Below are 24,138 nucleotides of genomic sequence, written 5' to 3' on the forward strand. Positions count from 1 at the left end.
CCCGGATCGGGGCGGATCCCCGCTCAGTCCTGCCGGCCTTCGTGGTAGAGGTTCGTCCGGCTCAGATCGGCGACGCGGCGCTCGCCGCAAAGCGCCATGGTGATGTCCAGCTCCTTGCGGATGATGTCGAGGGCCAAGCTGACCCCGGGCCCGCCCATGGCGGCAAGACCGTAGATGTAGGCGCGACCGATGTGGACGCCCTTCGCGCCCAGACAGAGGGCCTTCAGCACGTCCTGACCGGAGCGCACACCGCCGTCCATGTGGATCTCGATGCGATCGCCGACCGCATCGACGATCTCCGGCAGCACCGAGATCGAGGACGGTGCACCGTCGAGCTGTCGGCCGCCATGGTTGGAGACGCTGATCGCATCGGCGCCGGTGTCGAGCGCCCTGCGCGCATCCTCCACGTCGAGAATGCCCTTGAGGATCAGCGGGCCGCCCCAACGCTGCTTGACCCACTCGATGTCCTTCCAGCTCAGCCGCGGATCGAACTGCTGGCTGGTCCAGGAGGACAGCGAGGAGAGGTCGTCGACACCCTTGGCGTGGCCGACGATGTTGCCGAAGGTTCGGTTCCTCGTGCGCAGCATCCTGAGGCACCAGCCCGGCCTGGTGGCCATCTGCCAGAGATGCTTGGGCGTGAACTTCGGCGGTGTCGACAGGCCGTTGCGGATGTCGTTGTGGCGCTGGCCGAGAATCTGCAGGTCGAGCGTCAGGACCAGCGCCGAGCAGCCGGCCGCCTTGGCGCGGTCGATGAGGCTGCCGACGAAATCACGGTCGCGCATGACGTAGAGCTGGAACCAGAACGGCGTCGTGGTGGCAGCGGCCACGGTTTCGATCGAGCAGATGCTCATCGTCGACAACGTATAGGGTACGCCGGCCGCCGCCGCGGCCCGCGCCGCCGCGATCTCACCGTCGGGATACTGCATGCCGGTCAGCCCGACCGGGGCCAGCACCACCGGCATCGAGACCCGCTGCCCGACGAGCGTCGTCTCGAGCGAGCGATCCGACATGTCGACGGCAACGCGCTGGCGCAACTTGATCCTGGCGAAATCTTCGGAATTGGCGCGGTAGGTGCTTTCCGTCCAGGCGCCGGAATTCGCGTAGTCGAAGAACATCTTGGGGACACGGCGGCGCGCCAGTCGCTCCAGGTCCCGGATCTCGCAGACGACCGCCATGCCTGTCTTCCTCCCATGCGTCTGGCCTGCCGAGCCGCGCCGACCCGGCGGTTCTTGATACAGGGACGATGCCCCGGCTGTGAAGATGCGATGCCCCGGATGGCTGGCTGGCCGGCTGTGCACAGCAACCTTTCCCGGCCGGAACAAGTCCATTGCGACGATTTAGGTTGCCTCCGGCCGCGGGCTTCGGCTCAATGTAACAATAACCTCGGCATGAACCCGCTGAAACGGCAGAATGATGGGTTCGGGGAGATCCGGCGCGCGCCGGTTGGTGCCGGCGAGATGCGATCCGGACATATTCCGACGGTTCGCGACATCGTTGCGGATCCGAGCAACAACAGGGAGGGTTGGATGATGACTCGCATCACGGCAGAAACCAGGGCTGACGCGCCGAAGAGCACCAGCCGCCGCCGCTTCCTCGCCGGCGCAGCGACCGTGGCCGGCGGTGCGGCTGCGACCGTGGCGATGCCGAACGTTTCGCGCGCGCAGACGATCACGCTGAAGATGCAGTCCTCGTGGACGGCGTCGGACATCTTCCAGGAAATGGCCCAGCAGTATGTCGACCGCGTCGAGCAGATGTCCGGCGGGCGGCTCAAGATCGATCTTCTGCCGGCTGGCGCCGTGGTCGGCGCGTTCCAGGTCCAGGACGCCTGCCACGACGGCATCCTCGACTGCGCCCACACCGTGACGGTGTACTGGTATGGGAAGAACAAGGCCGCCTCGCTGTTCGGAACCGGCCCGATCTTCGGCGGCAATGCCCAGCACATGCTGGCGTGGATCTATGCCGGCGGCGGACAGGAACTCTATGACGAGCTGATCCAGGACATTCTCGGCCTCAATCTGGTCGGTTTCTTCGCCACACCGATGCCGACCCAGCCGCTCGGCTGGTTCAAGACCGAGATCAAGTCCGTCGACGAGCTGAAGGGCCTGAAGTACCGCACGGTCGGCCTCGCCGCGGACCTGTTCCAGGAGATGGGCGTGTCGGTGACCCAGCTTCCCGGCGGCGAGATCGTGCCGGCGATGGAGCGCGGCGTCATCGACGCGTTCGAGTTCAACAATCCGACCTCGGACAGCCGGTTTGGCGCGCAGGACGTTGCCAAGAACTACATGCTCGGCTCGTTCCACCAGGCCAACGAGTTCTTCGAGATCATCTTCAACAAGGATCGCTTCGATTCGCTGCCGGAGGACCTGCAGGCGATCCTGAAGTACGGCGTCGAGGCCGCGAACACCGCCAACTACGCGCTGGCGATGGACAACTACTCGGCCGACCTTCAGAAGCTGATCGACATGGGCGTCAACGTGGTGCGCACGCCGCAGTCGATCATGGAGGCCCAGATGGAAGCCTGGGACAAGCTGCTGCCGGGCCTCGAGGCGGACCCCTTCTTCAAGCGGGTGGTGGAGAGCCAGAAGGCATGGGTGGAACGGGTCGCCTACTACGACCTGATGAATGCCGCCGACTTCAAGATGGCCTACAAGCACCACTTCCCGGGCCGCATCACGTTCTGAGCGGGACGGCAATTGGCTGATGCCGCACAGGGGGCGGCGCTCATGCGCCGCCCCGTCGATTGAGCAGACGATGCGTCGGCGCGGCAGCGGCGGGCAACGTCGCGACACCGGCTCTCGAGTGTGGACGGGCGGGCATATCCGGGCGTCCGGGCCGGGCTTACAATGGCGGCGACAGCGGCGCCTGGTGACCCCTGGGCAGCATCCTGGGCCATCGGACGACGCCGTGTCGCGGGAGGGAGCGGCCGTTCGAGGATGGTTCAGGCGATCCTGTTGATCGACAAGATCTCCGCATGGTTCGGCAAGGGCTTTGCCTGGCTGATCATGGTGATGACGCTCGGTGTCGGTTACGAGGTCTTCGTCCGATACTTGCTGCGCAGCCCCACGCCCTGGGCCTATGATGTCAATTACATCTGCTACGGCGCCCTGTTCATGATGGGCGGGGCGTACACGCTGTCGCGCGACGGCCATGTGCGCGGCGACTTCCTGTATCGGCTCTGGAAGCCGCGCACGCAGGCGACGGTGGAGTTCATCCTGTATTTCCTGTTCTTCTTTCCCGGCGTAATCGCGCTGGTGGTGGCCGGATGGAAATATGCCGGTCGCTCCTGGCGGTTCCTGGAGGTATCGAGCTTCAGCCCGGCCGGCATCCCCATCTTCCAGTTCAAGACCATCATCGTGGCCGCGGGCGTGCTGCTGTTCCTGCAAGGCATCGCCCAGATCATGCGCTGCCTCGTGTGCATGCGCACAGGCGCCTGGCCACGTCACCTCGAGGATGTCGAGGAACTCGAGAAGCTGCTCCTGGACGAGGAACATCGCGAGGCGCTGCTGCACGGTGACGAGGCGGTGGACATCGTCCGTCCGGAGGGCGACCAGACGACCGGAGGCACGCGCTGATGAGCGATCCCTATGTCGCGGTGATGATGCTGGGGATCTTCATCCTCGTCATCCTGCTCGGCTTTCCCATCGCCTTCACGCTGATGGCGATGGGTGTCGGCTTCGGCTACTACGCCTACCATGACGCCGAACGCCTGCAGTTCATCATGCGGCGACTCGCCGGCGAGGACCCCAGCGCGCTCGACAGCTTCCTCGCGTGGGTCAGCGCACTGATCAACAACCGCATCTTCGATCTGCTCGTCAACCAGACCTACTCGGTCATGCAGAACGACGTGCTGACCGCGGTGCCGCTGTTCCTGTTCATGGGCTATGTCGTCGAGCGGGCCAATATCGTGTCCCGCCTGTTCGAATCCCTCAACATCGCCGCCCGACGTCTGCCCGGCTCGATGGCGATCGCAGCGCTCGTCACCTGCGCGCTGTTCGCCACGGCCACGGGAATCGTCGGTGCCGTGGTGACGCTGATGGGACTGCTGGCGCTACCGGCGATGCTGAAGGCGCGTTACGATACGAGCTACGCGGCCGGCGTGATCTGCGCCGGAGGCTGCCTCGGCATCCTGATCCCGCCCTCGATCATGCTGATCGTCTACGCGGCGACGTCCGGCGTCTCGATCGTCAAGCTCTATGCCGGTGCGCTCCTGCCCGGCTTCCTGCTCGCCGGCCTCTACATCGTCTACGTGACCGCACGGGCGATGCTCAATCCGAGCCTCGCCCCCAAGCCGCGCGAGGAGGACATCGGCACGGTCAGCGGGACGCAGGTCGCGATGATGCTGGTCACCTCCTTCGTGCCGCTGGCCGCCCTCATCCTGTCGGTGCTCGGGGCGATCCTGTTCGGCCTCGCCACGCCGTCGGAGGCTGCCGCAGTGGGGGCGCTCGGCGGGCTGCTGCTGGCTGCGATCTATCGCTCGCTGACCTGGGATCGTCTGAAGGAATCGGTCTATCTGACCGTGCGCACCTCGGCGATGGTCTGCTGGCTGTTCGTCGGTTCGTGGACCTTTTCCTCGGTGTTCTCCTATCTCGGCGGCGAGAAGCTGATCGAGGAGTTCGTGCTGGGCCTGGAGCTGTCGCCGCTCATGTTCCTGATCCTGGCACAGGTGATCATCTTCGCGCTCGGCTGGCCGCTGGAATGGAGCGAGATCATCATCATCTTCGTACCGATCTTCCTGCCGCTGCTACCGCATTTCGGCATCGATCCGCTGTTCTTCGGCATCCTGATCGCGCTCAACCTGCAGACGTCGTTCCTGACGCCACCGATGGCGATGTCGGCCTACTATCTGAAGGGCATCGCGCCGCCGCAGGTGCAGCTGATGCAGATCTTCGCGGGCGTAATGCCCTATCTCGGCATGATCCTGCTGGCGATGGTGATCCTCTACGTCTTTCCGCAGATCGCCCTGGGCCTGCCGGAGTATTTCTATGGTCGCTAGCAGCGCCAGACGGCGGGCCGATCCCGGCATGACCGCACTCGGCGTGGCCGAGACGGCCCGCCTCGTCAGCAACGGCGAGGCGAAGGCCGAGGACGTCACCCGCGCCTATCTCGACCGTATCGCAGAGGTCGATGCGGAGGTCGGCGCCTGGGCGCATGTCGACGCCGACTACGCCTTGGAGCAGGCCCGCGCGCTCGACCGGCGCCGTGCGGCGGGGCGGCCGCTCGGGCCGTTGCACGGGGTGCCGATCGGCATCAAGGACATCATCGACGCCGCCGGTCTCCCCTGCGAGCGCGGCACGCCGATCGAGGCCGGTCGGCGGCCGACACGGGATGCGACGGCAGTGGCACGGCTGCGGGAGGCCGGCGCCGTCATCCTCGGCAAGACGGTGACCACCGAACTCGCCGTCTACACGCCCGGCAATACGCGCAATCCGCGCGATCTCGCACGAACCCCGGGCGGCTCCTCCTCGGGCTCGGCCGCCGCTGTCGCGGCATGCATGGTGCCTGGCGCGCTCGGCACGCAGACCAACGGCTCGGTGATCCGCCCGGCCTCGTACTGCGGCATCGTCGGCTACAAGCCAAGCCGCGGGCTGGTGTCGCGCAGCGGGGTGCTGACCCAGTCGCCACTGTTCGATACGGTCGGCACCATGGCGCGATCCATCGAGGATGTGGCCCTGATCGGCGATGCGATCGCCGGTTACGACCCCGCCGACGAGGCGATGCGGCCGTCCGGACCGCCGCGGCTCGCCGAAATCGCCACCAGCCCCGTACCGGTGAAGCCGCAGCTCGCCATCGTGCGCACGCCGGTGTGGGAGCGTGCCGAACCCGATCTCGTCGAGGCCTTCGCGGAACTGGCAGACATCCTCGGCGCGCAAGCCGACAGCTTCGATCTTCCCGAGCCGTTCGACCGGGCGCTGGAGCTGCACCGGACCGTTCTCCACGCCGACATCGCCCGCAGTTTCGCCCGCTATTGGGAAAGCGGCCGCGACCGGCTGAGCGAGCGTCTGCAGGCCATCATCGAGGACGGTCGGACGATCCGCGCGGTCGACTACATTCTCGCCAACGATTGGGTGCGTGTCCTCAATGCCGGCCTCGAACAGATCTTCGAGCGCTATGACGCCATCGTGACGCCGGCGACGACCGGCCAGGCGCCGGCCTCGCTGGAAACGACCGGCGATCCGGCCTTCTGCACCACCTGGACCTATTGCGGCCTCCCGGCGGTGACCGTGCCGCTGCTGGCAGGCAGTGACGGCATGCCGATCGGTGTCCAGCTTGTCGGGCGACACGGCCAGGACGGCCGGCTGCTGCGGACGGCACGCTGGCTCAGCGAGCGTGTGGCGGAGGAAACGCGATGATCAGCGACCGTATCCTGGCTGTTCTCACCCTCGCCCTGGTCGCCGCCTTCCTCGGCGTCCTGCTGGTGTTCGTGCGGCGGCTCGATCTCGGACTCGTGCTGGTGGCGGTCGTCATGATGATCGCCTATGACTTCTACCGACAGCTCGGGCGCCCGCGCGCCTGAGGCGTGTTCCGCGTTCCCTGCCCAGACCGCGCTTCCTGCCCAGATGCTTCCTGCCCAGATAATGTGCGGCAACCTGCCGTCTCCGCGGCTGCGCCGCCGAAATAAATGGCTGGCAAAGGCCGTCTGCTTCGGTCTAGTTTGACGGACACGCGCATGAAGCGCGACGCGGACAAAGAACGCCGCGACCGGGCAATTGCGCGGTACTTCCAGGGAGGGAATGCATCCGATGAAAAGACTTATTGCGTCTTCCGTGCTGGCCGTATCCGTCGGCCTGTGCGGCGCGGCCCAGGCTGAAACCTGGAACATGCAGTCGACCTATCCGGGCTCGCTGACCCAGCTGGGCACGCTCGGCAAGCGCATTGCCGAGCAGGTTACCCTCGTCACTGATGGCAAGGTCGAACTCGTCTTCCAGGAGCCCGGCGCGCTGGTACCCGCCCTCGAGGTGTTCGACGCGGTCGCTTCTGGCGCCGTCGAGGCCGGCTGGTCGACACCCGGCTACTGGGCGGGCAAGGTGCCGTCGCTGCAGCTGTTCGCAGCCGTCCCCTTCGGTCCGCAGGCGGGCGAATATCTCGCCTGGATCAAGTTCGGCGGCGGCAAGGAACTGTTCGAGGAGATCTACCACAAGTACGGCATTCACGGCATCCACTGTGGCATCATCGCGCCGGAAGCCTCGGGCTGGTTCAAGAAGGAGATCAATTCGCCCGCCGACCTGCAGGGCCTGAAGATGCGGTTCTTCGGGCTCGGCGCCAAGGTCATGGAAAAGATGGGCGTCTCGACGCAGCTCCTGGCCGGCGGTGACATCTTCCCGGCGCTGGAACTCGGCACCATCGACGCGACCGAGTTCTCGATGCCGGCAATCGACCTCAATCTGGGCTTCTATCAGGTCGCCAAGTACTACTACTTCCCGGGATGGCATCAGCAGTCGACCCTGTTCGACCTGATGATCAACCTCGACCTGTGGGAAAGCCTCGACGAGGTGACGAAGGCGCAGATCGAGGCGGTGTGCGACGCCGGCATCACCTATGGTCTGGCCGAAGGCGAGGCCATCCAGTTCGCCGCGCTCGAGGAGCTCGAATCCAAGGGCGTGAACATCCGCCAATGGTCGCCCGAGATGCTGGCGGCGTTGGAGGCGGCCTGGGACGAGGTGATCGCAGAACAGGTTGCCGCCGATGCCGACTTCGCGCGAGCCTGGGAATCCCTCTCCGCGTTCCGCGACCGCTACAAGCGCTGGAAGGAACTCGGCTACCTGAACTAGTCGGCCGTCCGTCGGCAGCACGGTCCCGGCCGCCGGGACCGTGCTCCCCGTCCTGATCGCACAGGTCATCGACATGGGTACGTTGAGCGCCGTGGTCGCCGTCCTGTCGGCGTTCGCCGTGGTGATGGCGCCATTTGGTCTGCACTGGATCGCATTGGTCGTCGGATTCCTCGCGCTGTTCGGCGCGGCCCTTTGGGGCAGCCGCCCGGGCTACTTCCTCACCGCGGCCGCGCTGATGGCAGTATCGGCGCCAGTCGACGACGCCTTCGAGATGACGCGCGCCGAGACGACCGCGCTGCGCCGGGCGGTGGACGCTGGCGAGCCGGGCGCGGCCACCATTCTGGCCGTGCACGATGTCACCGCGCCGATCGCCGGCTACCTGATCGTTGCCTGTCTGCTGCTCGTGGCGCTGGCCGTCCGTGTCGCCGTGCGGCGCGCACCGGATGGTGGATGGCACAAGTTCCTCGCGGAAAGTGACGCACTCGGCGCGCTGACCGTGAACATCGGCAAGGCGGCATCGTTCCTGTACGTGCCGATGATCATCATCATCATCTATGACGTCACCCAGCGTAAGATGCTGGATTTCTGGCCCGCCTTCTCGCAGACCGAATGGTATCGGATCTTCTCCTCGACCAAGCTGCAGGAGGCCGAATGGCACCTGCACGCCATCCTGTTCGTGATGTGCTTCGGCTTTGCCTATATCCGTGACGCGCATGTGCGTATCGAACTGGTCCGCGACCGGCTGGAGCCACGTGCCCGGGTGTGGATCGAACTCATCGGCTGCTGCTTCTTCCTGGTCGCCTACTGCTACGTCGTCATGCGCTACGGCTACGACTTCGCCCAGAAGTCCTACGAGATCATGGAGGGCTCCTCGGCGCAGACCGGGCTGCCACTGCGCTTCCTCATCAAGGGCTTCCTGCCGCTCGGCTTTCTCGTGCTGGCGCTCGCAGGCGTCTCGGTGGCGGTGAAATGCCTGGTCTACCTGTTCGGACCGGCGTGCCTGCGTCAGAAGGCCGGCTATTACGCCGGCACCCACCATGCCGACGTGCCGCAGGACCTGCGGCCGGCGCAGACCGATCGCTGAGGCTGGGCCACGACCATGGCAATGTTCGTCGAGCTTCTGCCGTTGTGGATGTTCGTCGCGCTGGCGGTGCTGCTGTTCACCGGCTATCCGGTAGCCTTCATCCTCGGCGGTGTCGGCCTCGCCTTTGCGCTGATCGGCGATCTGTTCGGCGTGTTCCGGCTCCAGCAGCTCGCCCTCATTCCGCTGCGGATCTACGGCGGGACGATGGAAAGTCCGGTGCTGGTCGCCATACCCATGTTCATCTTCATGGGGACGATGCTGGAGAAGTCAGGCGTCGCACGCGACCTGTTGCAGGCGCTGCAGGTTCTGCTGCGGCGCGTGCCCGGCGGCCTGGCGCTGTCGGTGACGCTGATGGGCACCATCATGGCCGCGACCACCGGCATCATCGGCGCCTCGGTGGTGATGATGACGCTGCTGGCACTGCCGGTGATGCTCGAGCGGCGCTACAACATGCCGCTTGCCACCGGCACGATCGCCGCATCGGGCACGCTCGGGATCCTGATCCCGCCCTCGATCATGCTGGTCATCATGGCCGACCTGCTGTCGGTTCCCGTCGGCACCGTGTTCGTCGGCGCGATCGTGCCCGGCCTGCTGCTGTCGCTTCTCTACGCGGGCTACATCTGGACACTCTGCCATTTGAAGCCCGACCTCGCGCCGCCGCTGCCCGACGACATCGGACCCACGACGCGCGGCGAATTCTGGGCGATGATACTGCGCAGCTTCGTCCCGCCGATCGCACTGATCGTCCTCGTGCTTGGCTCGATCTTCGCGGGCTTCGCCACGCCGACCGAGGCGGCCGGCGTCGGCGCCGGCGGCTCGGTCCTGCTCGCGGCGATCAACCGCCAGCTGTCCTGGAAGGTGTTCGTCGAGGTCTGCCAGCGCTCGGCGCTGACCGGCGGCATGCTGTTCGGCATCTTCGTCGGCGCCACCGCCTTCTCCTTCGTGTTCCGCACACTGGGCGGCGAGCATCTGATCGTCGATTTCATCAAGGCGACCGGCGTCGGGCCGTGGAGCATCCTGCTGGTGCTGATGCTGATGATCTTCCTGCTCGGCTTCTTCTTCGACTGGATCGAGATCACCCTGATCGTGCTGCCGGTGTTCGCGCCGATCATCGGCCTGCTCGATTTCGGCGATCACGTCGGGACATGGGAGGGAGTGGCGAAGGCCAACATCATCTGGTTCCTGGTGCTGGCGGCGGTGAACCTGCAGACCTCGTTCCTGACGCCGCCCTTCGGATTCGCGCTGTTCTACATGAAGGGCGTCGCGCCGCCCGGCGTCACGATCCAGCAGATCTACCGGGGCATCATTCCGTTCGTCACGCTGCAGGTGGTCGGCCTTGCCCTGTGTATCGCCTTTCCCGCGCTCGTGCTCTGGCTGCCGAGCATGCTGCTGCGCTGAACGCTTGCCGTTGGGGACCGGTCGCACGATAGTGCCGGTCCGTTTTAGGAGCGCAGCGACATGAGAGATGGCGGATCGACCGCAACGGGAGTGGACGACGCAGCTGCCGGCGGCGCCGCTGCGCAGGCGGCCAGGCAGCCGGCTGCCGGATTCGAGCCGCACCGGCACAGGGACGCCGCGGTCGGCGAGGTGCACACGCGACCGTTCCGTCCGGTGGAGCCGCCGCGCGTGCTGCATCACATGGCGTTCGAATCGCGCTTCGACGACGGCAGCGCCTACGAATCGCTCGCCCGCTTCTGTCGCGCGCACGGCGCGCTGCCGCCAGATCCGGCCGCGCGACATCATATTGTCGCGCTTGGTGGCGCCGAGCTGCGCTGGGAGCTCCACACCGAGTTCACGACCATGACGCTGTCGGTTGCCCCTCCGCCAGGCGACCCCTTCGCAGCCCCAAACATCGCCTCGCTCGCTGCCTTCCTGCCGAAGGCGCCCGGTCCGCTGATCGTGGCGACGCGGCTCGCGCTGATCCACGCGGGCGAAGATGTTCCGGACCTCGGCATGTTCGACCCGGCGAGTCTGAGCGCCTCCGAGGTCGACGGCGGCGCGGCCATCGTCGCCACCGACTTCAGGCCGGACGCTTCCGGCTTTACCCGCATTCTCGTCGCCAGCCGCGACCTGTCCCCCGGTCGGGCCGGGGCCCTCGTGCAGCGCCTGCTCGAGATCGAGACCTACCGGACGCTGACCCTGCTCGGACTGCCCGAGGCGCGCCGTCTCGGACCGGTTCTCGACACAATCGAAGCGGAGCTCACCGGGCTGATCCGCCAGATGCGGACCGAGGCAGGTTTCGACTCGAGCCGCGAGCTGCTGGCGCGGCTGATCGACCTGGCCGCGGGCATCGAAGCGGAGGCGGCGGCGGCCTCCTACCGGTTCGGGGCGACGCGGGCCTACTGGGAGATCGTCGAGCAGCGCATACTGTCGATCCGCGAGGAGCGGGTGCAGGGCTTCGGAACGCTCGAAAGCTTCCTTGCCCGGCGCATCAAGCCGGCGCTGAGAACCTGCGAGACCGTCGAAGGCCGGCTCGACGATCTCGCGCAGAAGCTCGCCCGCACCTCGAACCTGCTGCGCACGCGGGTCGATATCGAGCTCGAAAGCCAGAACCGCGACCTGCTCGACTCCATGAACCGGCGTGCCCGCCAGCAATTGCGGCTGCAGCAGACGGTCGAGGGCCTCTCGGTGGCGGCCGTCAGCTACTATGTCGTCGGTCTGGTCGGCTATCTGGCGAAGGGCGGCGAGACGATACTGGGCCTGCCCTTCGATCCCACCGTCGCCACGGCGGCCGCGGTCCCGGTCTCGGTGCTGGTGGTGTGGCTCGTGGTCCGGCGCATCCGGCGCGGACATCGCGAGGGGGATTGAGGCTCCTCGCCGCCGTCAGTCCCGGACTTCGTCCTGCCCCGCCGCCTCCATCAGCGTCGCCACCATCTCGAACGAGGTGACGATCGTCTGCCGCGTTTCGGGCGTCAGTGCGGCGAAGGCAGCCGTGAAGGCTTCGCGCATGACCGGCGGCGCGCTGGAGAGCACCGCACGGCCGGATTCGGTCAGGCGGGGATGCACGATCCGGCGGTCGCGCAGGCTGCGGTCGCGGACCACGAGACCGCGCGGTTCCAGATTGTCGAGGATGGTCGTCACGGTCGCCTGGCTGAGACTCGCATGCGCAGCAATCGTCCGCGTGGTGACCTCGCCGAGATCACGGATCGCCAACAGCACGACGAGCTGCGGCAGCGTCAGTCCACTCTGTCGCGCCACGCGCTTGGAATGGATGTCGACGGCGCGGATGATGCGCCGGATGGCGCGCAACACGTCCTGCGCCTCGCTGGGATCGCAGGAGGCGTGCGCGCCCGCAACCAGGGGAATGGTCAGCTCGGCAGGATCAGTGGGGCCGGAAGGATCGGTGGTCACGCTCGGTTATCCTGCTTTGATTTGACCTCAAAACATTTGTCCTGTAAACAAATAGGCAACCCAGCCCGCCCCTCGTGCGTTGACGCAGCGCCCGGACGCGGTGTCGTCCGCGGGGCTCCATTCATTACCACGGAGTTTCACCACAAGATCATGTGCGGTTTCTGCGGAGAAGTGCGATTCGACGGCTCGCATGCGGATGCGGCTGCGATGGCCCGAATGACCGAGGCGCTGGCGCCGCGCGGCCCCGATGGCGCCGGCCTGCTGTTGCGCGACCGGGTGGGCCTCGGCCACCGCCGCCTGACCATCATCGACCTGTCGGCGCGCGCCGAGCAGCCGATGGTCGACGCCGATCTGGGCCTCTCCATAGCCTTCAACGGCTGCATATACAACTACCCGCAGCTGCGGGACGATCTGCAGGCGATGGGCTACCGCTTCTTCTCGACCGGCGACACCGAGGTGATCCTCAAGGCCTGGCACGCCTGGGGGATGGACTGCGTCGACCGCTTTCATGGCATGTTCGCCTTCGCGATCCACGAGCGCGACAGCGGCCGGCTGATCCTCGGCCGCGACCGCTTCGGCATCAAGCCGCTTTATCTGGCCGAGAGCGCTGGCCGACTGCGCTTCGCCTCGACCCTGCCGGCGCTGCTGGCCGCCGGCGACGTCGACACCTCGATCGATCCGGTCGCCCTGCACACCTACATGACGTTCCATGCCGTGGTACCGCCGCCGCGCACCATCCTCAACGGGGTGCGCAAGCTGCCGCCCGCGACGATCCGCATCGTCGAACCCGACGGCCGCAGCAACGACCGCGTCTACTGGGCGCCGGAATTCGACCGAACCGCCGACGAGATCGCGATGCCCGCCGAGCTGTGGCGCGAGCAGGTCGGTGCGGCGCTGCGCCAGGCTGTCGAACGGCGCATGGTCGCGGATGTGCCGGTCGGCGTGCTGTTGTCGGGCGGCGTCGATTCGAGCCTCGTGGTGGCGCTGCTCGCCGAGGCCGGCCAGACTGGCCTCAAAACCTTCTCGATCGGCTTCGAGGAGGCGTTCGGCGAGAAAGGCGACGAGTTCGTCTATTCCGACATGGTCGCCGAGCACTACGGCACCGATCACACCAAGATCTTCGTTGCGTCCGAGCGGCTGATGGATGCGCTACCCGGCACCATCGAGGCGATGTCGGAGCCGATGGTGTCCTATGACACTGTGGGCTTCTACCTGCTCAGCCAGGAGGTGTCGAAGCACATCAAGGTGGTGCAGAGCGGCCAGGGCGCCGACGAGGTATTCGGCGGCTATCACTGGTACCCGCCGCTGGCGGAGTCGAACGACATCGTCGACGACTATGCCCGACACTTCTTCGATCGCGACGACGCGACTCTGCGCCGGCAGGTGAACCCCGCTGCCCTGTGCGGAACGGATGCGAGCCGCGAGCTGGTGGCCGACCACTTCGCCAGATCCGGCGCCGGCACGCCGCTTGACCGGGCGCTCAGGCTCGACGCCACCGTCATGCTGGTCGACGATCCGGTGAAGCGGGTCGACAACATGACGATGGCCTGGGGGCTGGAGGCCCGTGTCCCGTTCCTCGACCATGAACTGGTGGAACTCGCCGCCCGGGTGCCGGGCAGCCTCAAGCTCAAGGACGGCGGCAAGGGCATTCTCAAGGATGTTGCGCGCCAGGTGCTGCCGGCCGCAGTGATCGACCGGCCGAAGGGCTATTTCCCGGTTCCGGCGCTGAAATACATCCAGGGACCATATCTCGAAATGGTGCGCGACGTGCTGCACAGCCGTGCCGCACGCGAACGCAATCTGTTCCAGCAGCCGTATCTCGACGCGCTGCTGGACGATCCCGCCGCGCATATCACTCCACTGCGCGGCTCGGAGCTGTGGCAGGTGGCGCTGCTCGAGATGTGGCTGCAGAGCCATGTGGGATGACCTTTCCGCACGGAGGCAAGCATGACGATGGCCATATCCCCGCGCCGATCCCGAGACGCCTACACCCACCGCCTCAGGCGGATGCGCGATCAGGGCCTGAAGCCGCCGATCCACGATCCGGGGACCGACTCCGCGCCCGACCGTCCGCGCAACGTCGCGGTCTCCTGCGGCTGGGGGCGGCTGCTGTTCGGCCAGACCTTCGATGACCCTGCCGAGCTCGCCGAGGCAATGCGCGCCGAGACGCCGGAGCGCCGCGACATCGCGTTCTACGTGCGCGACCCGCATGTCGTCCTGGCCGCCGCGCCGCACGAACTCTTCCTCGATCCCTCGCATACCTACCGGCTCGATCTCGCCACGTATCGCGGCGCCCGGCGCAAGCCGCACGGCTTCGTCGTACGGCGGATGTCGTCGGCCGACGACGCCGACGCGGTGAACCGCATCTACGTGTCGCGCGGCATGGTGCCGGTGGCGCCGGACTACTTCTGGTCGCGTCGCGACAGCCGGGCGATCACCGTGTTCGTCGCCGAGGACGAGGCGACGGGATCGGTGGTGGGCACGGTGATGGGCGTCGATCACGGCCGGGCCTTCGGCGATCCGGAGCACGGCTCGTCGCTGTGGTGCCTCGCCGTCGATCCGCAGGCACCGCAGCCGGGCATCGGCGAGGCGCTGGTTCGCCGGCTCGCCGAGCACATGACGGCCCGCGGGGCCGCCTGGATGGACCTCTCGGTACTGCACGACAACGCCCAGGCGATCGCACTGTACGAGAAGCTCGGTTTCGTGCGGGTGCCGTTCTTCGCAGTCAAGCGCAAGAACCAGATCAACGAGAGGCTGTTCGCAGGCCCTCCCCCCGAGGCGGACCTCAATCCCTATGCGCGGCTGATCGTCGACGAGGCGCGCCGGCGCGGCATCGACGTCGAGATCACCGACGCGGCCGGCGGCTTCTTCCGGCTGTCCTATGGCGGCCGCTCGATCCACTGCCGCGAATCGCTGAGCGAGCTGACCAGCGGCGTCGCCGTGCAGATCTGCGACGACAAGGCGGTCACCCGGCGCGTGGTCGCGCGGGCTGGCGTCGCGGTTCCCGCGCAATGCGAGGCGGACGACCCGGCGGCGGTGGCAGCCTTCCTCGCCGAGCACGGCTGCGTCGTCGTCAAGCCGGCCCGCGGCGAACAGGGTCGCGGCATCGCCGTCGGCCTGACCGACCTTGCCGAGGTCGAAACGGCGATCGTCCGGGCCCGCGAGATCTGCGACCGGGTGCTGGTGGAACAATATGTCGAGGGCGAGGACCTGCGGCTCGTGGTGATCGACTACCGGGTCGTCGCCGCCGCGATCCGCAAGCCGGCGCGCATCGTCGGAGACGGCGAGAGCACGGTGCGGAAACTGATCGAGGCGCAGAGCCGGCGGCGCGCGGCCGCGACCGGCGGGGAATCAAGGATCCCGCTCGATGGCGAGACCGAGCGCTGCATCGGTCTCGCCGGCTTCGGCCTCGACGACGTGCCACCGGAGGGGCTCGAAGTGCGCGTTCGGCGCACCGCCAACCTGCACACCGGCGGCACCATCCACGACGTCACCGACCACGTGCACCCGGTGCTGATCGAGGCGGCGGTCCGGGCGGCGCGCGCGATCGACATCCCGGTAACCGGAATCGACCTGATGGTGAAGAGCCCATGCGAGGCCGACTACGTGTTCGTCGAGGCGAACGAACGGCCCGGGCTCGCCAACCACGAACCGCAGCCGACCGCCGAGCGGTTCGTCGACCTCCTGTTCCCGCTATCGATCCCGACGGCGATGCGGACCGCCCGGCAGAGCGTGGCGCAGCCGGCATGACGCGTCTAAGGATCGACACCGATTATCTGGCCAGGACGCTCCGCGAGCTCCTCGCCTGCCCCAGTCCGACCGGCTTCACCGACAATGTCGTGCGACTGTGCGGCAAGGAGCTCGACCGGCTCGGCATCGACTTCGAATTGACCCGGCGCGGCGCGATCCGTGCCTTCACCCAGGGCCGCAGGGAGCATCCCGCCCGGGCGATCATCTCCCATCTCGACACGCTCGGTGCCCAGGTCAAGCTGATCAAGGACAACGGTCGGCTGGAACTCGTGCCGATCGGTCACTGGTCGGCCCGGTTCGCCGAAGGGGCGCGCTGCACGATCTACTCGGAGAGCGGCGCCTATCGCGGTTCGATCCTGCCGCTGAAGGCGTCGGGCCATACCTACGGCGACGAGGTGGACAGCCTGCCGGTGGGCTGGCCCCATGTGGAGCTGCGCGTCGATGCCTTCGCCCGTTCCGCCGAGGAGATTGGCCGGCTAGGCATCGATGTCGGCGACATCGTCGCCATAGACCCCGAGACCGAGTTCCTCGACAACGGCTTCATCGTCTCCAGGCATCTCGACGACAAGGCAGGGGTCGCCGTCATGCTGGCGGCGCTGGAAGCGATCCGACGCGAGAAGGCGAAGCTGCCGGTCGATGCCTACTGGCTGTTCACCATCGCCGAGGAGGTCGGTGTCGGCGCGTCCGGCGTGCTGCCGCCGCACATCGCCGCAATGGTCGCGGTGGACAACGGCACCACGGCACCGGGCCAGAACTCGAACGAGTTCGGCGTCACCATCGCGATGGCCGATCAGACCGGGCCGTTCGACTGGCACCTCACCCGCAAGCTGGTCGGGCTGTGCCGGGACCACGAAATCCGCTTCCAGAAGGACGTGTTCCGGCACTACCGCTCGGACTCGGCCTCGGCGATCGAGGCCGGCCATGACGTGCGGACGGCCCTCGTCACCTTCGGCGTTGACGCCAGCCATGGCTACGAGCGCATCCACATGCATGCGCTGCGATCGCTGGCGGAACTGATCTCGGTCTATGTGCAGAGCCCCGTCGACATCCCGCGCGATGCCGAGGAGTTCGGGTCGCTGCGAGGCTTTACCCGCCAGCCCACGGCAGAGGCCGATCAGGATCTGACCGGAGACGCCGAGCTTCGCGATCCCGGCTGACAGGCCGTGACCGACTGCGCCTGCTGCGCGAGGCCGTCCCGGCGCTGGACGGCTATTTCAGGATCTTCGATTCCGACGGATCGTCGAAATTGAGCGTCGCCAGATAGGCGATCAGGTCGGCGCGCTGACTGGGATCGCGCAGGCCCGCAAAGGCCATCCGGTTGCCGCGCATCGCCGCGCGCGCATCCGCCAGGAAGGCGTCCAGCAGCTCGATCGTCCACACCTTCCCATCGGCTCCCGCCGAGGCCATGGCCGGTGAGTAGCGGAAACCGGAGCGGCTGCCGATGCGGCGGCCGACGATGTTGTTGAGGATCGGGCCGACCGCATTGCGCGCCCCACTGCCAATCTGGTGGCAGGCCGCGCATACCCGGAACAGTTCCTCGCCCCGGTCCGCACTGGACTGCGCGCGCGCTTCGCCCTCTGCAAGCCCGATTGCGGTGAGCGCGGTCAGGACCAGACCAGCCACCCAGATCGCCACACGTGCCAGCCGATTCATGCCGCGAACCGCCCGCTTCAGCGCCATTCTCGCACCCGACGCAACACTACGGACCGGCACGTCAGGCCGCAACCTCGCCATCCTGCCTGAGACCCAGTGCCAGTCCCTTGTCCCAGTAAGGTTCGGGTCCGTAGAGATCGGCGAGGAAATCGATGAAGACCCGGACCTTGGCCGGCAGGAAGCGGCGGCTAGGATAGACGGCATAAACCGCGACACGGCGCGATTCCCGATATTGCGGCAGCACGATCTCGAGCTGGCCACTCTTGAGCGCCGGACCGACATCCCAGGTCGAACGCAGCGCGATGCCGAGACCGGCGATCACCGTCTCGCGCACCACCTCGCTGGAATTGGTCTGCAGCTTGCCCGCCACGCGGATTGCCGTCGGCCCTTCCGGCCCCTCGAGCTGCCAGAGGTCCTGATGCGAGGCGAACAGGCAGTTGTGGTGGGCGAGATCGGCAAGGCTCCGGGGTCTGCCAGCCCGCGCCAGATAGGCGGGCGAGGCGCAGATGACCCGGTGGTTGGGCGCGAGCCGGCGCGCGATCAGACTCGAATTCTCCAGAGCCGCGATCCGGATTGCCAGATCGAATCCTTCGCCGACGATATCGACGAAGGTGTCGGACAGCATCAGATTGAGGGTAAGATCAGGATACTGTTCGAGGAAGCGGCCGAGATAGGGGGCGATGTGCATGCGGGCGAAGGACGTGGGCGCGGTGACGCGCAACGTGCCGCGCGGCGACTCGTTGCGGCGGGCGACGAATGCCTCGGCCTCCTCGATCGAGGCGAGGATGGCGATCACCCGCTCATAGTAGCCCTGTCCCTCCTCGGTCAGCGCGATCTGGCGCGTCGTGCGCTGCAACAGACGCGATCCCAACCGCTCCTCGAGACGGCGGATCCGCTTGGAGATGACGGCCGGCGATAGTCCCATCTCGCGGCCGGCAGCCGACATGCTGCCGGCCGTGACGACATGCGCGAAGATCTCCATGTCAGTCAGCTCGGTCATGCGCGCTATCCCACCGCAGTTTCCATGATGGAAACAATCCTTGTTGACTTTATGCCTTGTGAGTAAGTCAGGCGATGGCAAACTAGGTCAAGATCGCACGGGCTCCGACCGGCGACGTGCAACATTTGTTCTCGTTGCGAACGAAGCGGACGCGCCGGCGAGGCGCCGGGATCACCCCCTTCACGGGAAGAGACCCGACGGGCGAGGAGATCCGGCGCGGGAGGAGACAATGTCGAGCGTGGCTCAGCCGGCCCCCGACCCGGCCATCCTGGAACGTCGCGCGGAGATCGTCCGCGGCCTCGCGGCAATCGTCGGCGAGCGCTGGACGATCGCCGACGAGGATGAATTGCGTGCCTACGAGACCGATGCGCTGACCGCCTACCGGCAGGTGCCGCTCGCCGTCGCGCTGCCGGCGACGACGGACGAGGTGAGCCGCATCCTCGCCTTCCTCAACAGAGCAGGGGTCAAGGTGGTCGGTCGCGGCGCCGGCACCTCGCTGGCCGGCGGGGCGCTGCCACTCGCCGATTCGGTCGTCGTCGGCCTGTCGCGCATGAACCGCGTTCTTGCACTCGACACCGCCAACCGTACCATCCGGGTCGAGGCCGGCATCACCAACCTCGCCGTTTCGCAGGCGGTCGATCATCTCGGCTTCTTCTACGCGCCGGATCCCTCGAGCCAGCTCGCCTGCACCATCGGCGGCAATGTCGGCATGAATTCCGGCGGCGCCCACTGCCTCAAATACGGCGTCACCACCAACAACCTGCTCGGTCTCACCGTGGTGCTGATGGACGGCACGGTGATCGAGCTCGGCGGCGAGCATCTCGACAGTCCGGGCTACGACATTCTCGGCCTGATGACCGGTTCGGAAGGCCAGCTCGGCCTCGTGACCGAGGCGACGCTGCGCATCCTGCCGAAGGCCGAGGGCGCTCGGCCAGTCCTGTTCGGCTTCAACTCGAGCGAGGATGCGGGCGCCTGCGTCGCCGCGACGCTGGCGCGCGGCATCCTTCCGGTCGCCATCGAGTTCATGGACCGGCCGGCGATCCGCATCTGCGAGGAGTTCGCCCATGCCGGCTATCCGCTCGACGTCGAGGCGATGCTGATCGTCGAGGTCGAAGGCTCGCCGGAGGAGATTTCCGACCAGCTCGAGCGCATCGTCGCGGTGGCGCGCGAGACCGGCGCGGTGCATGTGCGCGAGGCGCGGACGGCTGCCGAGGCGGCGGCCATCTGGAAGGGCCGCAAGTCGGCATTCGGCGCGATGGGCCGCATTTCCGACTACATGTGCATGGACGGCACCATCCCGACCGGCCGCCTGCCGGAAGTCTTGACCCGCATCGCGGCGATCTGCGCGGGCTACGGGCTCGGAGTCGCCAACATCTTCCACGCCGGCGACGGCAACCTGCACCCGCTCGTGCTGTATGACGTCAACGATCCCGAGCAGCTCGCCAAGGCCGAGGCGTGCGGTGCCGACATCCTGCGCCTGTGCGTCGAGGTCGGCGGCTGCCTGACCGGCGAACACGGGGTCGGGATTGAGAAGCGCGACCTGATGCGCGCGCAGTTCGATCAGGTCGACCTGGACCAGCAGATGGCGCTGAAATCGGTGTTCGATCCGGCCTGGCTGCTCAATCCCGCCAAGGTGTTTCCGCTCGACGGCCGGCCCGCACCGGCAAGGGCCGCGTGAGCGTTCCGATGCCGGACTTCCGCCCGGATGACGAGGCATCGGTTGCCGAGACGGTACGCGCCGCGCGGATCGACGGACCGCTGGAGATCACCGGCGGCGCAACCAAGCGCGGCCTCGGCCGTCCGACGCAGACCGCGGCAACGCTGTCGCTCGACCGACTCAGCGGCATCACGCTCTACGAGCCGGCGGAACTGGTGATCAGCGCGAAGGCCGGTACACCGCTTGCCGAGCTGGAGTCGACGCTTGCGGCCGGCGGCCAGCGCCTCGCCTTCGATCCGCCACGCCTGACCGCGCTGTGGGAGGGCGATCCGGCCCGTGCCTCGATCGGCGCGGTGGTCGCGGCCAACCTCGCCGGCCCCCGTCGCATCCATGCCGGGGCGGCGCGGGATTCACTGATCGGTGTGCGCCTCGTCAACGGTCGCGGTGAGATCGTCAAGAACGGCGGCCGGGTGATGAAGAACGTCACCGGCTACGATCTGGTGAAGCTCATGGCGGGGGCCTTCGGCACGCTCGGTGTGCTGACCGAGGTGACCTTCAAGGTGCTGCCCAGCCCAGAAACCGAGGCAACGCTGATCTTCTCAGGCCTGTCGGAGGCCGACGCGGTCGCCTGCCTCTCCGCGGGGCTCGGCAGTCCGTGGGAGGTGACCGGCGCGGCGCACCTTCCCGGCTGGGCCGGCAGTCCGGCCGAGACTCTCCTCCGACTCGAGGGCTTCGAGGCGCAGATGACCTACCGGGCGGGCGCGCTGGCCGCCCATCTGGTCGCGCACGGCGTGCCGGACGTGCTGCGCGGCGAGGCGAGCGCGGCCCGCTGGCGGGAGGTCGGCGAGCTCGCGCCGCTCGGCGACGTCTCGGCCCTGGCCGTCTGGAAGATCTCGACCCGGCCTGCCTCCGGACCGTCGGTGGCCGCAGCGCTGCGCCGGGCCGGCGTCTCCCGCCTGTTCCTCGACTGGGGCGGGGGCCTGATCTGGGCGGCGTGCGAGCCTGCCGGCGACGCGCAGGCCGGACCGATCCGCGCCGCACTCGCCGCGCATGGCGGCCACGCCACCCTGATGAAGGCGCCGGACGAGATACGGGCCGCGGCGGAGGTCTTCCATCCCCTGCCCACCCCGGTGATGGAGTTGACCCGGAAGATCAAGGACGCCTTCGACCCGGCGCGGGTGCTGAATCCGGGGCGGATGTACGCGGGGGTCTGAGGCGCAGATGCAGACCAACTTCACACCCGCCCAGCTTGCCGATCCGCACATGGCGGCCTCGGAGAAGATCCTGAGGAGCTGCGTACATTGCGGGTTCTGCACGGCGACCTGTCCGACCTATCTCGAACTTGGCGACGAGCTCGACAGCCCGCGCGGGCGCATCTACCTGATCAAGGACATGCTGGAGGGCGGCAAGCCGGCCTCGGAACAGGTCGTGAAGCACATAGACCGATGCCTGTCCTGTCTGTCCTGCATGACCACCTGCCCCTCGGGCGTGCACTACATGCATCTGGTCGATCATGCCCGCGCCCATATCGAGGCGACCTATCGGCGCCCCTGGCACGACCGGGCGCTGCGGTCGCTGATCGCGGCGATCCTGCCCTATCCGAACCGTTTCCGCGCTGCGCTCGCCGCCGCATGGTTCGGGCGGCTCGCGCTTCCCCTGGTGCGGAGGGTGCCGGGTCTGCAGCGGCTCGCCGCAATGCTGGCGCTGGCGCCGAACCGCCTGCCCGGCCGCTCACCCGTCGAGGGACCGGCGATATTCGCCCCGGCCGTACCGCGGCGCGGCCGCGTGGTGCTGCTGTCCGGCTGCGCCCAACCGGTGCTCGACCCCGGCATCAACGAGGCGACGATCCGGCTGCTCAACCGCCTCGGCATCGAGGTGGTTCTGGCGAAGGGCGAGGGCTGCTGCGGCGCGCTGGTGCACCACATGGGCCGCGAGGCCGATGCGCTCGCCTTCGCCCGCGCCAACATCGACGCCTGGACGGCCGAGATCGAAGGGGACGGGCTCGACGCGATCCTGATCACCGCTTCGGGATGCGGCACGACGATCAAGGATTACGGCTTCATGCTGCGCACCGACGACGCCTATGCCGGCAAGGCGGAGCGGGTTGCGCGCCTGGCGAAGGACATCTCCGAGTATCTGGCGACGCTCACCCTGCCCGCCCCCGAAACACGGCCGGGCCTGACCGTCGCCTATCACTCGGCCTGCTCCATGCAGCACGGGCAGCAGATCCGCGAGGAGCCGAAGGAGCTGCTGAGGGCCGCCGGTTTCAAGGTCCGCGATGTGCCCGAGGGCCACATCTGCTGCGGGTCGGCGGGAACATACAACATGCTGCAGCCGGAACTGTCGGGCCGGCTCAGGGCGCGAAAGGTGCGGAACATCGAGAGCACCGCACCCGACGTGATCGCCACCGGCAATATCGGCTGCATGACCCAGATCGGGCTCGGCACCGCAATCCCGATCGTCCATACGGTGGAACTGCTCGACTGGGCCTATGGCGGGACGAAGCCGGAGCGGCTGGCCGCCGTCGCCAGCCCGTGACACCTCGTCGGACGCACTCGACTGCGGCCGCCTGCCCCGACCGGTCCGTGCCAAGGCTCGATACCGACGATCTCGGCGAGGAACGGGCCCGCTCCGGTCTGATGGGGGCGAGCATGTTCATCGTCGCCCCGACCCAAACCAACAGGGTGGCACGACAGCCACGCCCCGCCGGCCGCCGGCTTTCGTTCACGCATCGCCAGCCATATGCTCGCCTCGCCACAGCGGGAGCGAAGCCGTGAAGCCATTCGACCTGTCCGTCTATCTCGTCACCGACACGCGGCTGTGCGGGGCACGCGGCGTCGCGGAGACGGTGCGGCTTGCCGTCGCCGGTGGCGCGACGCTGGTCCAGTTGCGCGATTCCGCCGCGCCAATCCGCGAGATCCTGGCGCTCGCCGAGACGCTGGTCGCAATGCTGCGGCCGCTCGGTGTCCCGCTGCTGGTCAACGACCGCGTCGACGTCGCGATGGCTGCCGGCGCCGACGGGGTGCATCTCGGCCAGACCGACATGCCTGCCTCTGCCGCGCGGCGGCTGATGGGCGAGGATGCGATCATCGGCCTGTCGGTCGGAAACCCGGCGGAATTCGCCGCCGCGCGCGACGATCTGCACGCCGTCGACTATCTGGGTACCGGTCCGTTCCGCGCGACCGCGACCAAGGACGACGCCGGCGCCGCGATCGGGCCGGCCGGGATCGCGACAGTGACGGCCTTGTGCCGGCTGCCGGTGGTGGCGATCGGCGGCATCGACGCGACCTGCGCCGGCGAAGCGATCCGGGCGGGTGCCGACGGCGTGGCGGCGGTCTCGGCGATCTGCGCGGCGGGCGATCCTGAGGCGGCGACCCGCGCGATCGCCGATGCTGTCAGGACGGCCCGGGCAGCGGTCCACCCCGCGCCGACACCCGACTGAACCGTCGTCAGGCGCTGCGCGCGATATCGGCCGCCGCACAGAGCTCGGCTTCCGTCTGCGACAGCACCCAGCCGTCGACGGTGACCATCCGTCCCTCGACGAAATCGGCACGGCACTGGGCCTGTACCAGCGCGCGGCGGGTGTCGGGACAGCCGCTGTCGAGCGCGGCGCGGATCAATGGACGCTCGCCAAGCGATGCGGCGAGCCTGGCGAGATCGCGCGGCGCCCGGCCGCTCGCCAGCATTGCACGGCCGACCCGGCGGCTCGAGGCATCATCCGGAACGGCGTCGAGCAGGGCGAAGAAATCCGGCCGGTTGCGCTTGACGAAACCGCAGGCCGCAAGGCTCGAGCCGTAGGCGGCGGCACCCAGGCCGACGACGGCAAGTGCGCCCAGCGCCACGCGGCGGGTGATGCGGGTGGCGGTTCCCATGG

21 protein-coding genes are annotated in these 24,138 nt (G+C 67.6%); 16 read left to right on the plus strand and 5 right to left on the minus strand.

All coding sequences use genetic code 11. The features are described 5' to 3' along the window. Window positions 1-23: 23 nt before the first annotated feature. A complete protein-coding gene (locus EDC22_RS11700) occupies window positions 24-1,175 on the minus strand; it encodes an alpha-hydroxy acid oxidase (protein WP_132806839.1) in 1,152 nt (383 codons plus the stop codon). A 351-nt stretch (window positions 1,176-1,526) separates the two neighbouring features. On the opposite strand from EDC22_RS11700, the gene EDC22_RS11705 reads away from it, so the two are divergent. From EDC22_RS11705 to EDC22_RS11740, 9 genes are all read left to right on the plus strand, one after another. Beyond that, window positions 1,527-2,681, plus strand: coding sequence for a TRAP transporter substrate-binding protein (locus EDC22_RS11705; protein WP_425385530.1), 1,155 nt, complete (start codon window positions 1,527-1,529; stop codon window positions 2,679-2,681). A 252-nt stretch (window positions 2,682-2,933) separates the two neighbouring features. After that, window positions 2,934-3,572, plus strand: a complete 639-nt coding sequence (locus EDC22_RS11710) for a TRAP transporter small permease subunit (protein WP_132806840.1) — start codon at window positions 2,934-2,936, stop codon at window positions 3,570-3,572. After that, a complete protein-coding gene (locus tag EDC22_RS11715; RefSeq protein ID WP_132806841.1) occupies window positions 3,572-4,993 on the plus strand; it encodes a TRAP transporter large permease in 1,422 nt (473 codons plus the stop codon). The genes EDC22_RS11710 and EDC22_RS11715 overlap by 1 nt, the downstream gene beginning before the upstream one ends. Window positions 4,994-5,021: 28 nt before the next feature. Continuing rightward, complete coding sequence (locus EDC22_RS11720; RefSeq protein WP_165926883.1) at window positions 5,022-6,350, plus strand: amidase; 1,329 nt, start codon at window positions 5,022-5,024, stop codon at window positions 6,348-6,350. Beyond that, window positions 6,347-6,514 carry a hypothetical protein gene (locus EDC22_RS17940; RefSeq protein ID WP_165926884.1) on the plus strand — a complete coding sequence of 56 codons (168 nt, stop codon included), beginning with the start codon at window positions 6,347-6,349 and terminating at the stop codon, window positions 6,512-6,514. The genes EDC22_RS11720 and EDC22_RS17940 overlap by 4 nt, the downstream gene beginning before the upstream one ends. 226 nt (window positions 6,515-6,740) lie before the next feature. After that, window positions 6,741-7,769 carry a TRAP transporter substrate-binding protein gene (locus EDC22_RS11725; RefSeq protein WP_132806843.1) on the plus strand — a complete coding sequence of 343 codons (1,029 nt, stop codon included), beginning with the start codon at window positions 6,741-6,743 and terminating at the stop codon, window positions 7,767-7,769. A 73-nt stretch (window positions 7,770-7,842) separates the two neighbouring features. Then, window positions 7,843-8,853, plus strand: a complete 1,011-nt coding sequence (locus EDC22_RS18025) for a TRAP transporter small permease subunit (protein WP_207903763.1) — start codon at window positions 7,843-7,845, stop codon at window positions 8,851-8,853. Between the two features lie 15 nt (window positions 8,854-8,868). After that, on the plus strand, window positions 8,869-10,251 hold the full coding sequence (locus EDC22_RS11735) for a TRAP transporter large permease (protein WP_132806844.1): 1,383 nt from the start codon (window positions 8,869-8,871) through the stop codon (window positions 10,249-10,251). Between the two features lie 60 nt (window positions 10,252-10,311). Continuing rightward, window positions 10,312-11,661, plus strand: coding sequence for a DUF3422 family protein (locus EDC22_RS11740; protein ID WP_132806845.1), 1,350 nt, complete (start codon window positions 10,312-10,314; stop codon window positions 11,659-11,661). A gap of 15 nt (window positions 11,662-11,676) precedes the next feature. Here EDC22_RS11740 and EDC22_RS11745 read toward each other — a convergent pair whose 3' ends face one another. Further along, on the minus strand, window positions 11,677-12,204 hold the full coding sequence (locus EDC22_RS11745) for a MarR family winged helix-turn-helix transcriptional regulator (RefSeq protein ID WP_245499730.1): 528 nt from the start codon (window positions 12,202-12,204) through the stop codon (window positions 11,677-11,679). 150 nt (window positions 12,205-12,354) lie between these two features. Here EDC22_RS11745 and EDC22_RS11750 point away from each other — a divergent pair, with 150 nt between their 5' ends. Genes EDC22_RS11750 through EDC22_RS11760 form a run of 3 tightly spaced genes read left to right on the plus strand, consistent with a single transcriptional unit; the run spans window position 12,355 to window position 17,111 of the window. After that, complete coding sequence (locus EDC22_RS11750; protein WP_132806846.1) at window positions 12,355-14,130, plus strand: N-acetylglutaminylglutamine amidotransferase; 1,776 nt, start codon at window positions 12,355-12,357, stop codon at window positions 14,128-14,130. Between the two features lie 21 nt (window positions 14,131-14,151). Beyond that, window positions 14,152-15,954 (plus strand): N-acetylglutaminylglutamine synthetase, encoded by a 1,803-nt coding sequence (gene ngg, locus EDC22_RS11755; RefSeq protein ID WP_132806847.1) that lies wholly within the window; start codon window positions 14,152-14,154, stop codon window positions 15,952-15,954. Then, on the plus strand, window positions 15,951-17,111 hold the full coding sequence (locus EDC22_RS11760) for an osmoprotectant NAGGN system M42 family peptidase (protein ID WP_132806848.1): 1,161 nt from the start codon (window positions 15,951-15,953) through the stop codon (window positions 17,109-17,111). The genes ngg and EDC22_RS11760 overlap by 4 nt, the downstream gene beginning before the upstream one ends. Before the next feature lie 52 nt (window positions 17,112-17,163). Here EDC22_RS11760 and EDC22_RS11765 read toward each other — a convergent pair whose 3' ends face one another. After that, window positions 17,164-17,634 (minus strand): c-type cytochrome, encoded by a 471-nt coding sequence (locus EDC22_RS11765; RefSeq protein ID WP_207903764.1) that lies wholly within the window; start codon window positions 17,632-17,634, stop codon window positions 17,164-17,166. A 34-nt stretch (window positions 17,635-17,668) separates the two neighbouring features. Then, entirely contained in the window at window positions 17,669-18,607 is a 939-nt protein-coding gene (locus EDC22_RS11770; protein ID WP_132806849.1) for a LysR family transcriptional regulator, read from the minus strand. A 229-nt stretch (window positions 18,608-18,836) separates the two neighbouring features. Between EDC22_RS11770 and EDC22_RS11775 the strand changes: the two genes are divergently transcribed. From EDC22_RS11775 to thiE, 4 genes are all read left to right on the plus strand, one after another. Next, complete coding sequence (locus tag EDC22_RS11775; RefSeq protein WP_132806850.1) at window positions 18,837-20,285, plus strand: FAD-linked oxidase C-terminal domain-containing protein; 1,449 nt, start codon at window positions 18,837-18,839, stop codon at window positions 20,283-20,285. 8 nt (window positions 20,286-20,293) lie between these two features. Continuing rightward, window positions 20,294-21,478, plus strand: a complete 1,185-nt coding sequence (gene glcE / locus EDC22_RS11780; protein WP_132806875.1) for a glycolate oxidase subunit GlcE — start codon at window positions 20,294-20,296, stop codon at window positions 21,476-21,478. 7 nt (window positions 21,479-21,485) lie between these two features. Continuing rightward, window positions 21,486-22,802: a glycolate oxidase subunit GlcF gene (gene glcF / locus EDC22_RS11785; RefSeq protein WP_132806851.1), complete on the plus strand. Its 1,317-nt coding sequence runs from the start codon at window positions 21,486-21,488 to the stop codon at window positions 22,800-22,802. A gap of 235 nt (window positions 22,803-23,037) precedes the next feature. Beyond that, complete coding sequence (gene thiE / locus EDC22_RS11790; RefSeq protein ID WP_245499731.1) at window positions 23,038-23,706, plus strand: thiamine phosphate synthase; 669 nt, start codon at window positions 23,038-23,040, stop codon at window positions 23,704-23,706. Window positions 23,707-23,713: 7 nt separating this feature from the next. Here the strand turns inward: thiE and EDC22_RS11795 are convergent, their stop codons facing one another. Then, entirely contained in the window at window positions 23,714-24,136 is a 423-nt protein-coding gene (locus EDC22_RS11795) for a hypothetical protein (protein WP_132806853.1), read from the minus strand. Window positions 24,137-24,138 lie beyond the last annotated feature (2 nt).

This window comes from Tepidamorphus gemmatus (assembly GCF_004346195.1).
Classification (GTDB): Bacteria; Pseudomonadota; Alphaproteobacteria; order Rhizobiales; family Tepidamorphaceae; genus Tepidamorphus; species Tepidamorphus gemmatus.

Excerpts from the sequence above, each read along its gene's own strand:
- EDC22_RS11700 (WP_132806839.1), bottom strand. The coding sequence starts at position 1,175 with ATGGCGGTCGTCTGCGAGATCCGGGACCTGGAGCGACTGGCGCGCCGC.
- EDC22_RS11705 (WP_425385530.1), top strand. The coding sequence starts at position 1,527 with ATGATGACTCGCATCACGGCAGAAACCAGGGCTGACGCGCCGAAGAGC.
- EDC22_RS11710 (WP_132806840.1), top strand. The coding sequence starts at position 2,934 with ATGGTTCAGGCGATCCTGTTGATCGACAAGATCTCCGCATGGTTCGGC.
- EDC22_RS11715 (WP_132806841.1), top strand. The coding sequence starts at position 3,572 with ATGAGCGATCCCTATGTCGCGGTGATGATGCTGGGGATCTTCATCCTC.
- EDC22_RS11720 (WP_165926883.1), top strand. The coding sequence starts at position 5,022 with ATGACCGCACTCGGCGTGGCCGAGACGGCCCGCCTCGTCAGCAACGGC.
- EDC22_RS17940 (WP_165926884.1), top strand. The coding sequence starts at position 6,347 with ATGATCAGCGACCGTATCCTGGCTGTTCTCACCCTCGCCCTGGTCGCC.
- EDC22_RS11725 (WP_132806843.1), top strand. The coding sequence starts at position 6,741 with ATGAAAAGACTTATTGCGTCTTCCGTGCTGGCCGTATCCGTCGGCCTG.
- EDC22_RS18025 (WP_207903763.1), top strand. The coding sequence starts at position 7,843 with ATGGGTACGTTGAGCGCCGTGGTCGCCGTCCTGTCGGCGTTCGCCGTG.
- EDC22_RS11735 (WP_132806844.1), top strand. The coding sequence starts at position 8,869 with ATGGCAATGTTCGTCGAGCTTCTGCCGTTGTGGATGTTCGTCGCGCTG.
- EDC22_RS11740 (WP_132806845.1), top strand. The coding sequence starts at position 10,312 with ATGAGAGATGGCGGATCGACCGCAACGGGAGTGGACGACGCAGCTGCC.
- EDC22_RS11750 (WP_132806846.1), top strand. The coding sequence starts at position 12,355 with ATGTGCGGTTTCTGCGGAGAAGTGCGATTCGACGGCTCGCATGCGGAT.
- ngg (WP_132806847.1), top strand. The coding sequence starts at position 14,152 with ATGACGATGGCCATATCCCCGCGCCGATCCCGAGACGCCTACACCCAC.
- EDC22_RS11760 (WP_132806848.1), top strand. The coding sequence starts at position 15,951 with ATGACGCGTCTAAGGATCGACACCGATTATCTGGCCAGGACGCTCCGC.
- EDC22_RS11765 (WP_207903764.1), bottom strand. The coding sequence starts at position 17,634 with ATGGCGCTGAAGCGGGCGGTTCGCGGCATGAATCGGCTGGCACGTGTG.
- EDC22_RS11770 (WP_132806849.1), bottom strand. The coding sequence starts at position 18,607 with ATGACCGAGCTGACTGACATGGAGATCTTCGCGCATGTCGTCACGGCC.
- EDC22_RS11775 (WP_132806850.1), top strand. The coding sequence starts at position 18,837 with ATGTCGAGCGTGGCTCAGCCGGCCCCCGACCCGGCCATCCTGGAACGT.
- glcE (WP_132806875.1), top strand. The coding sequence starts at position 20,294 with ATGCCGGACTTCCGCCCGGATGACGAGGCATCGGTTGCCGAGACGGTA.
- glcF (WP_132806851.1), top strand. The coding sequence starts at position 21,486 with ATGCAGACCAACTTCACACCCGCCCAGCTTGCCGATCCGCACATGGCG.
- EDC22_RS11795 (WP_132806853.1), bottom strand. The coding sequence starts at position 24,136 with ATGGGAACCGCCACCCGCATCACCCGCCGCGTGGCGCTGGGCGCACTT.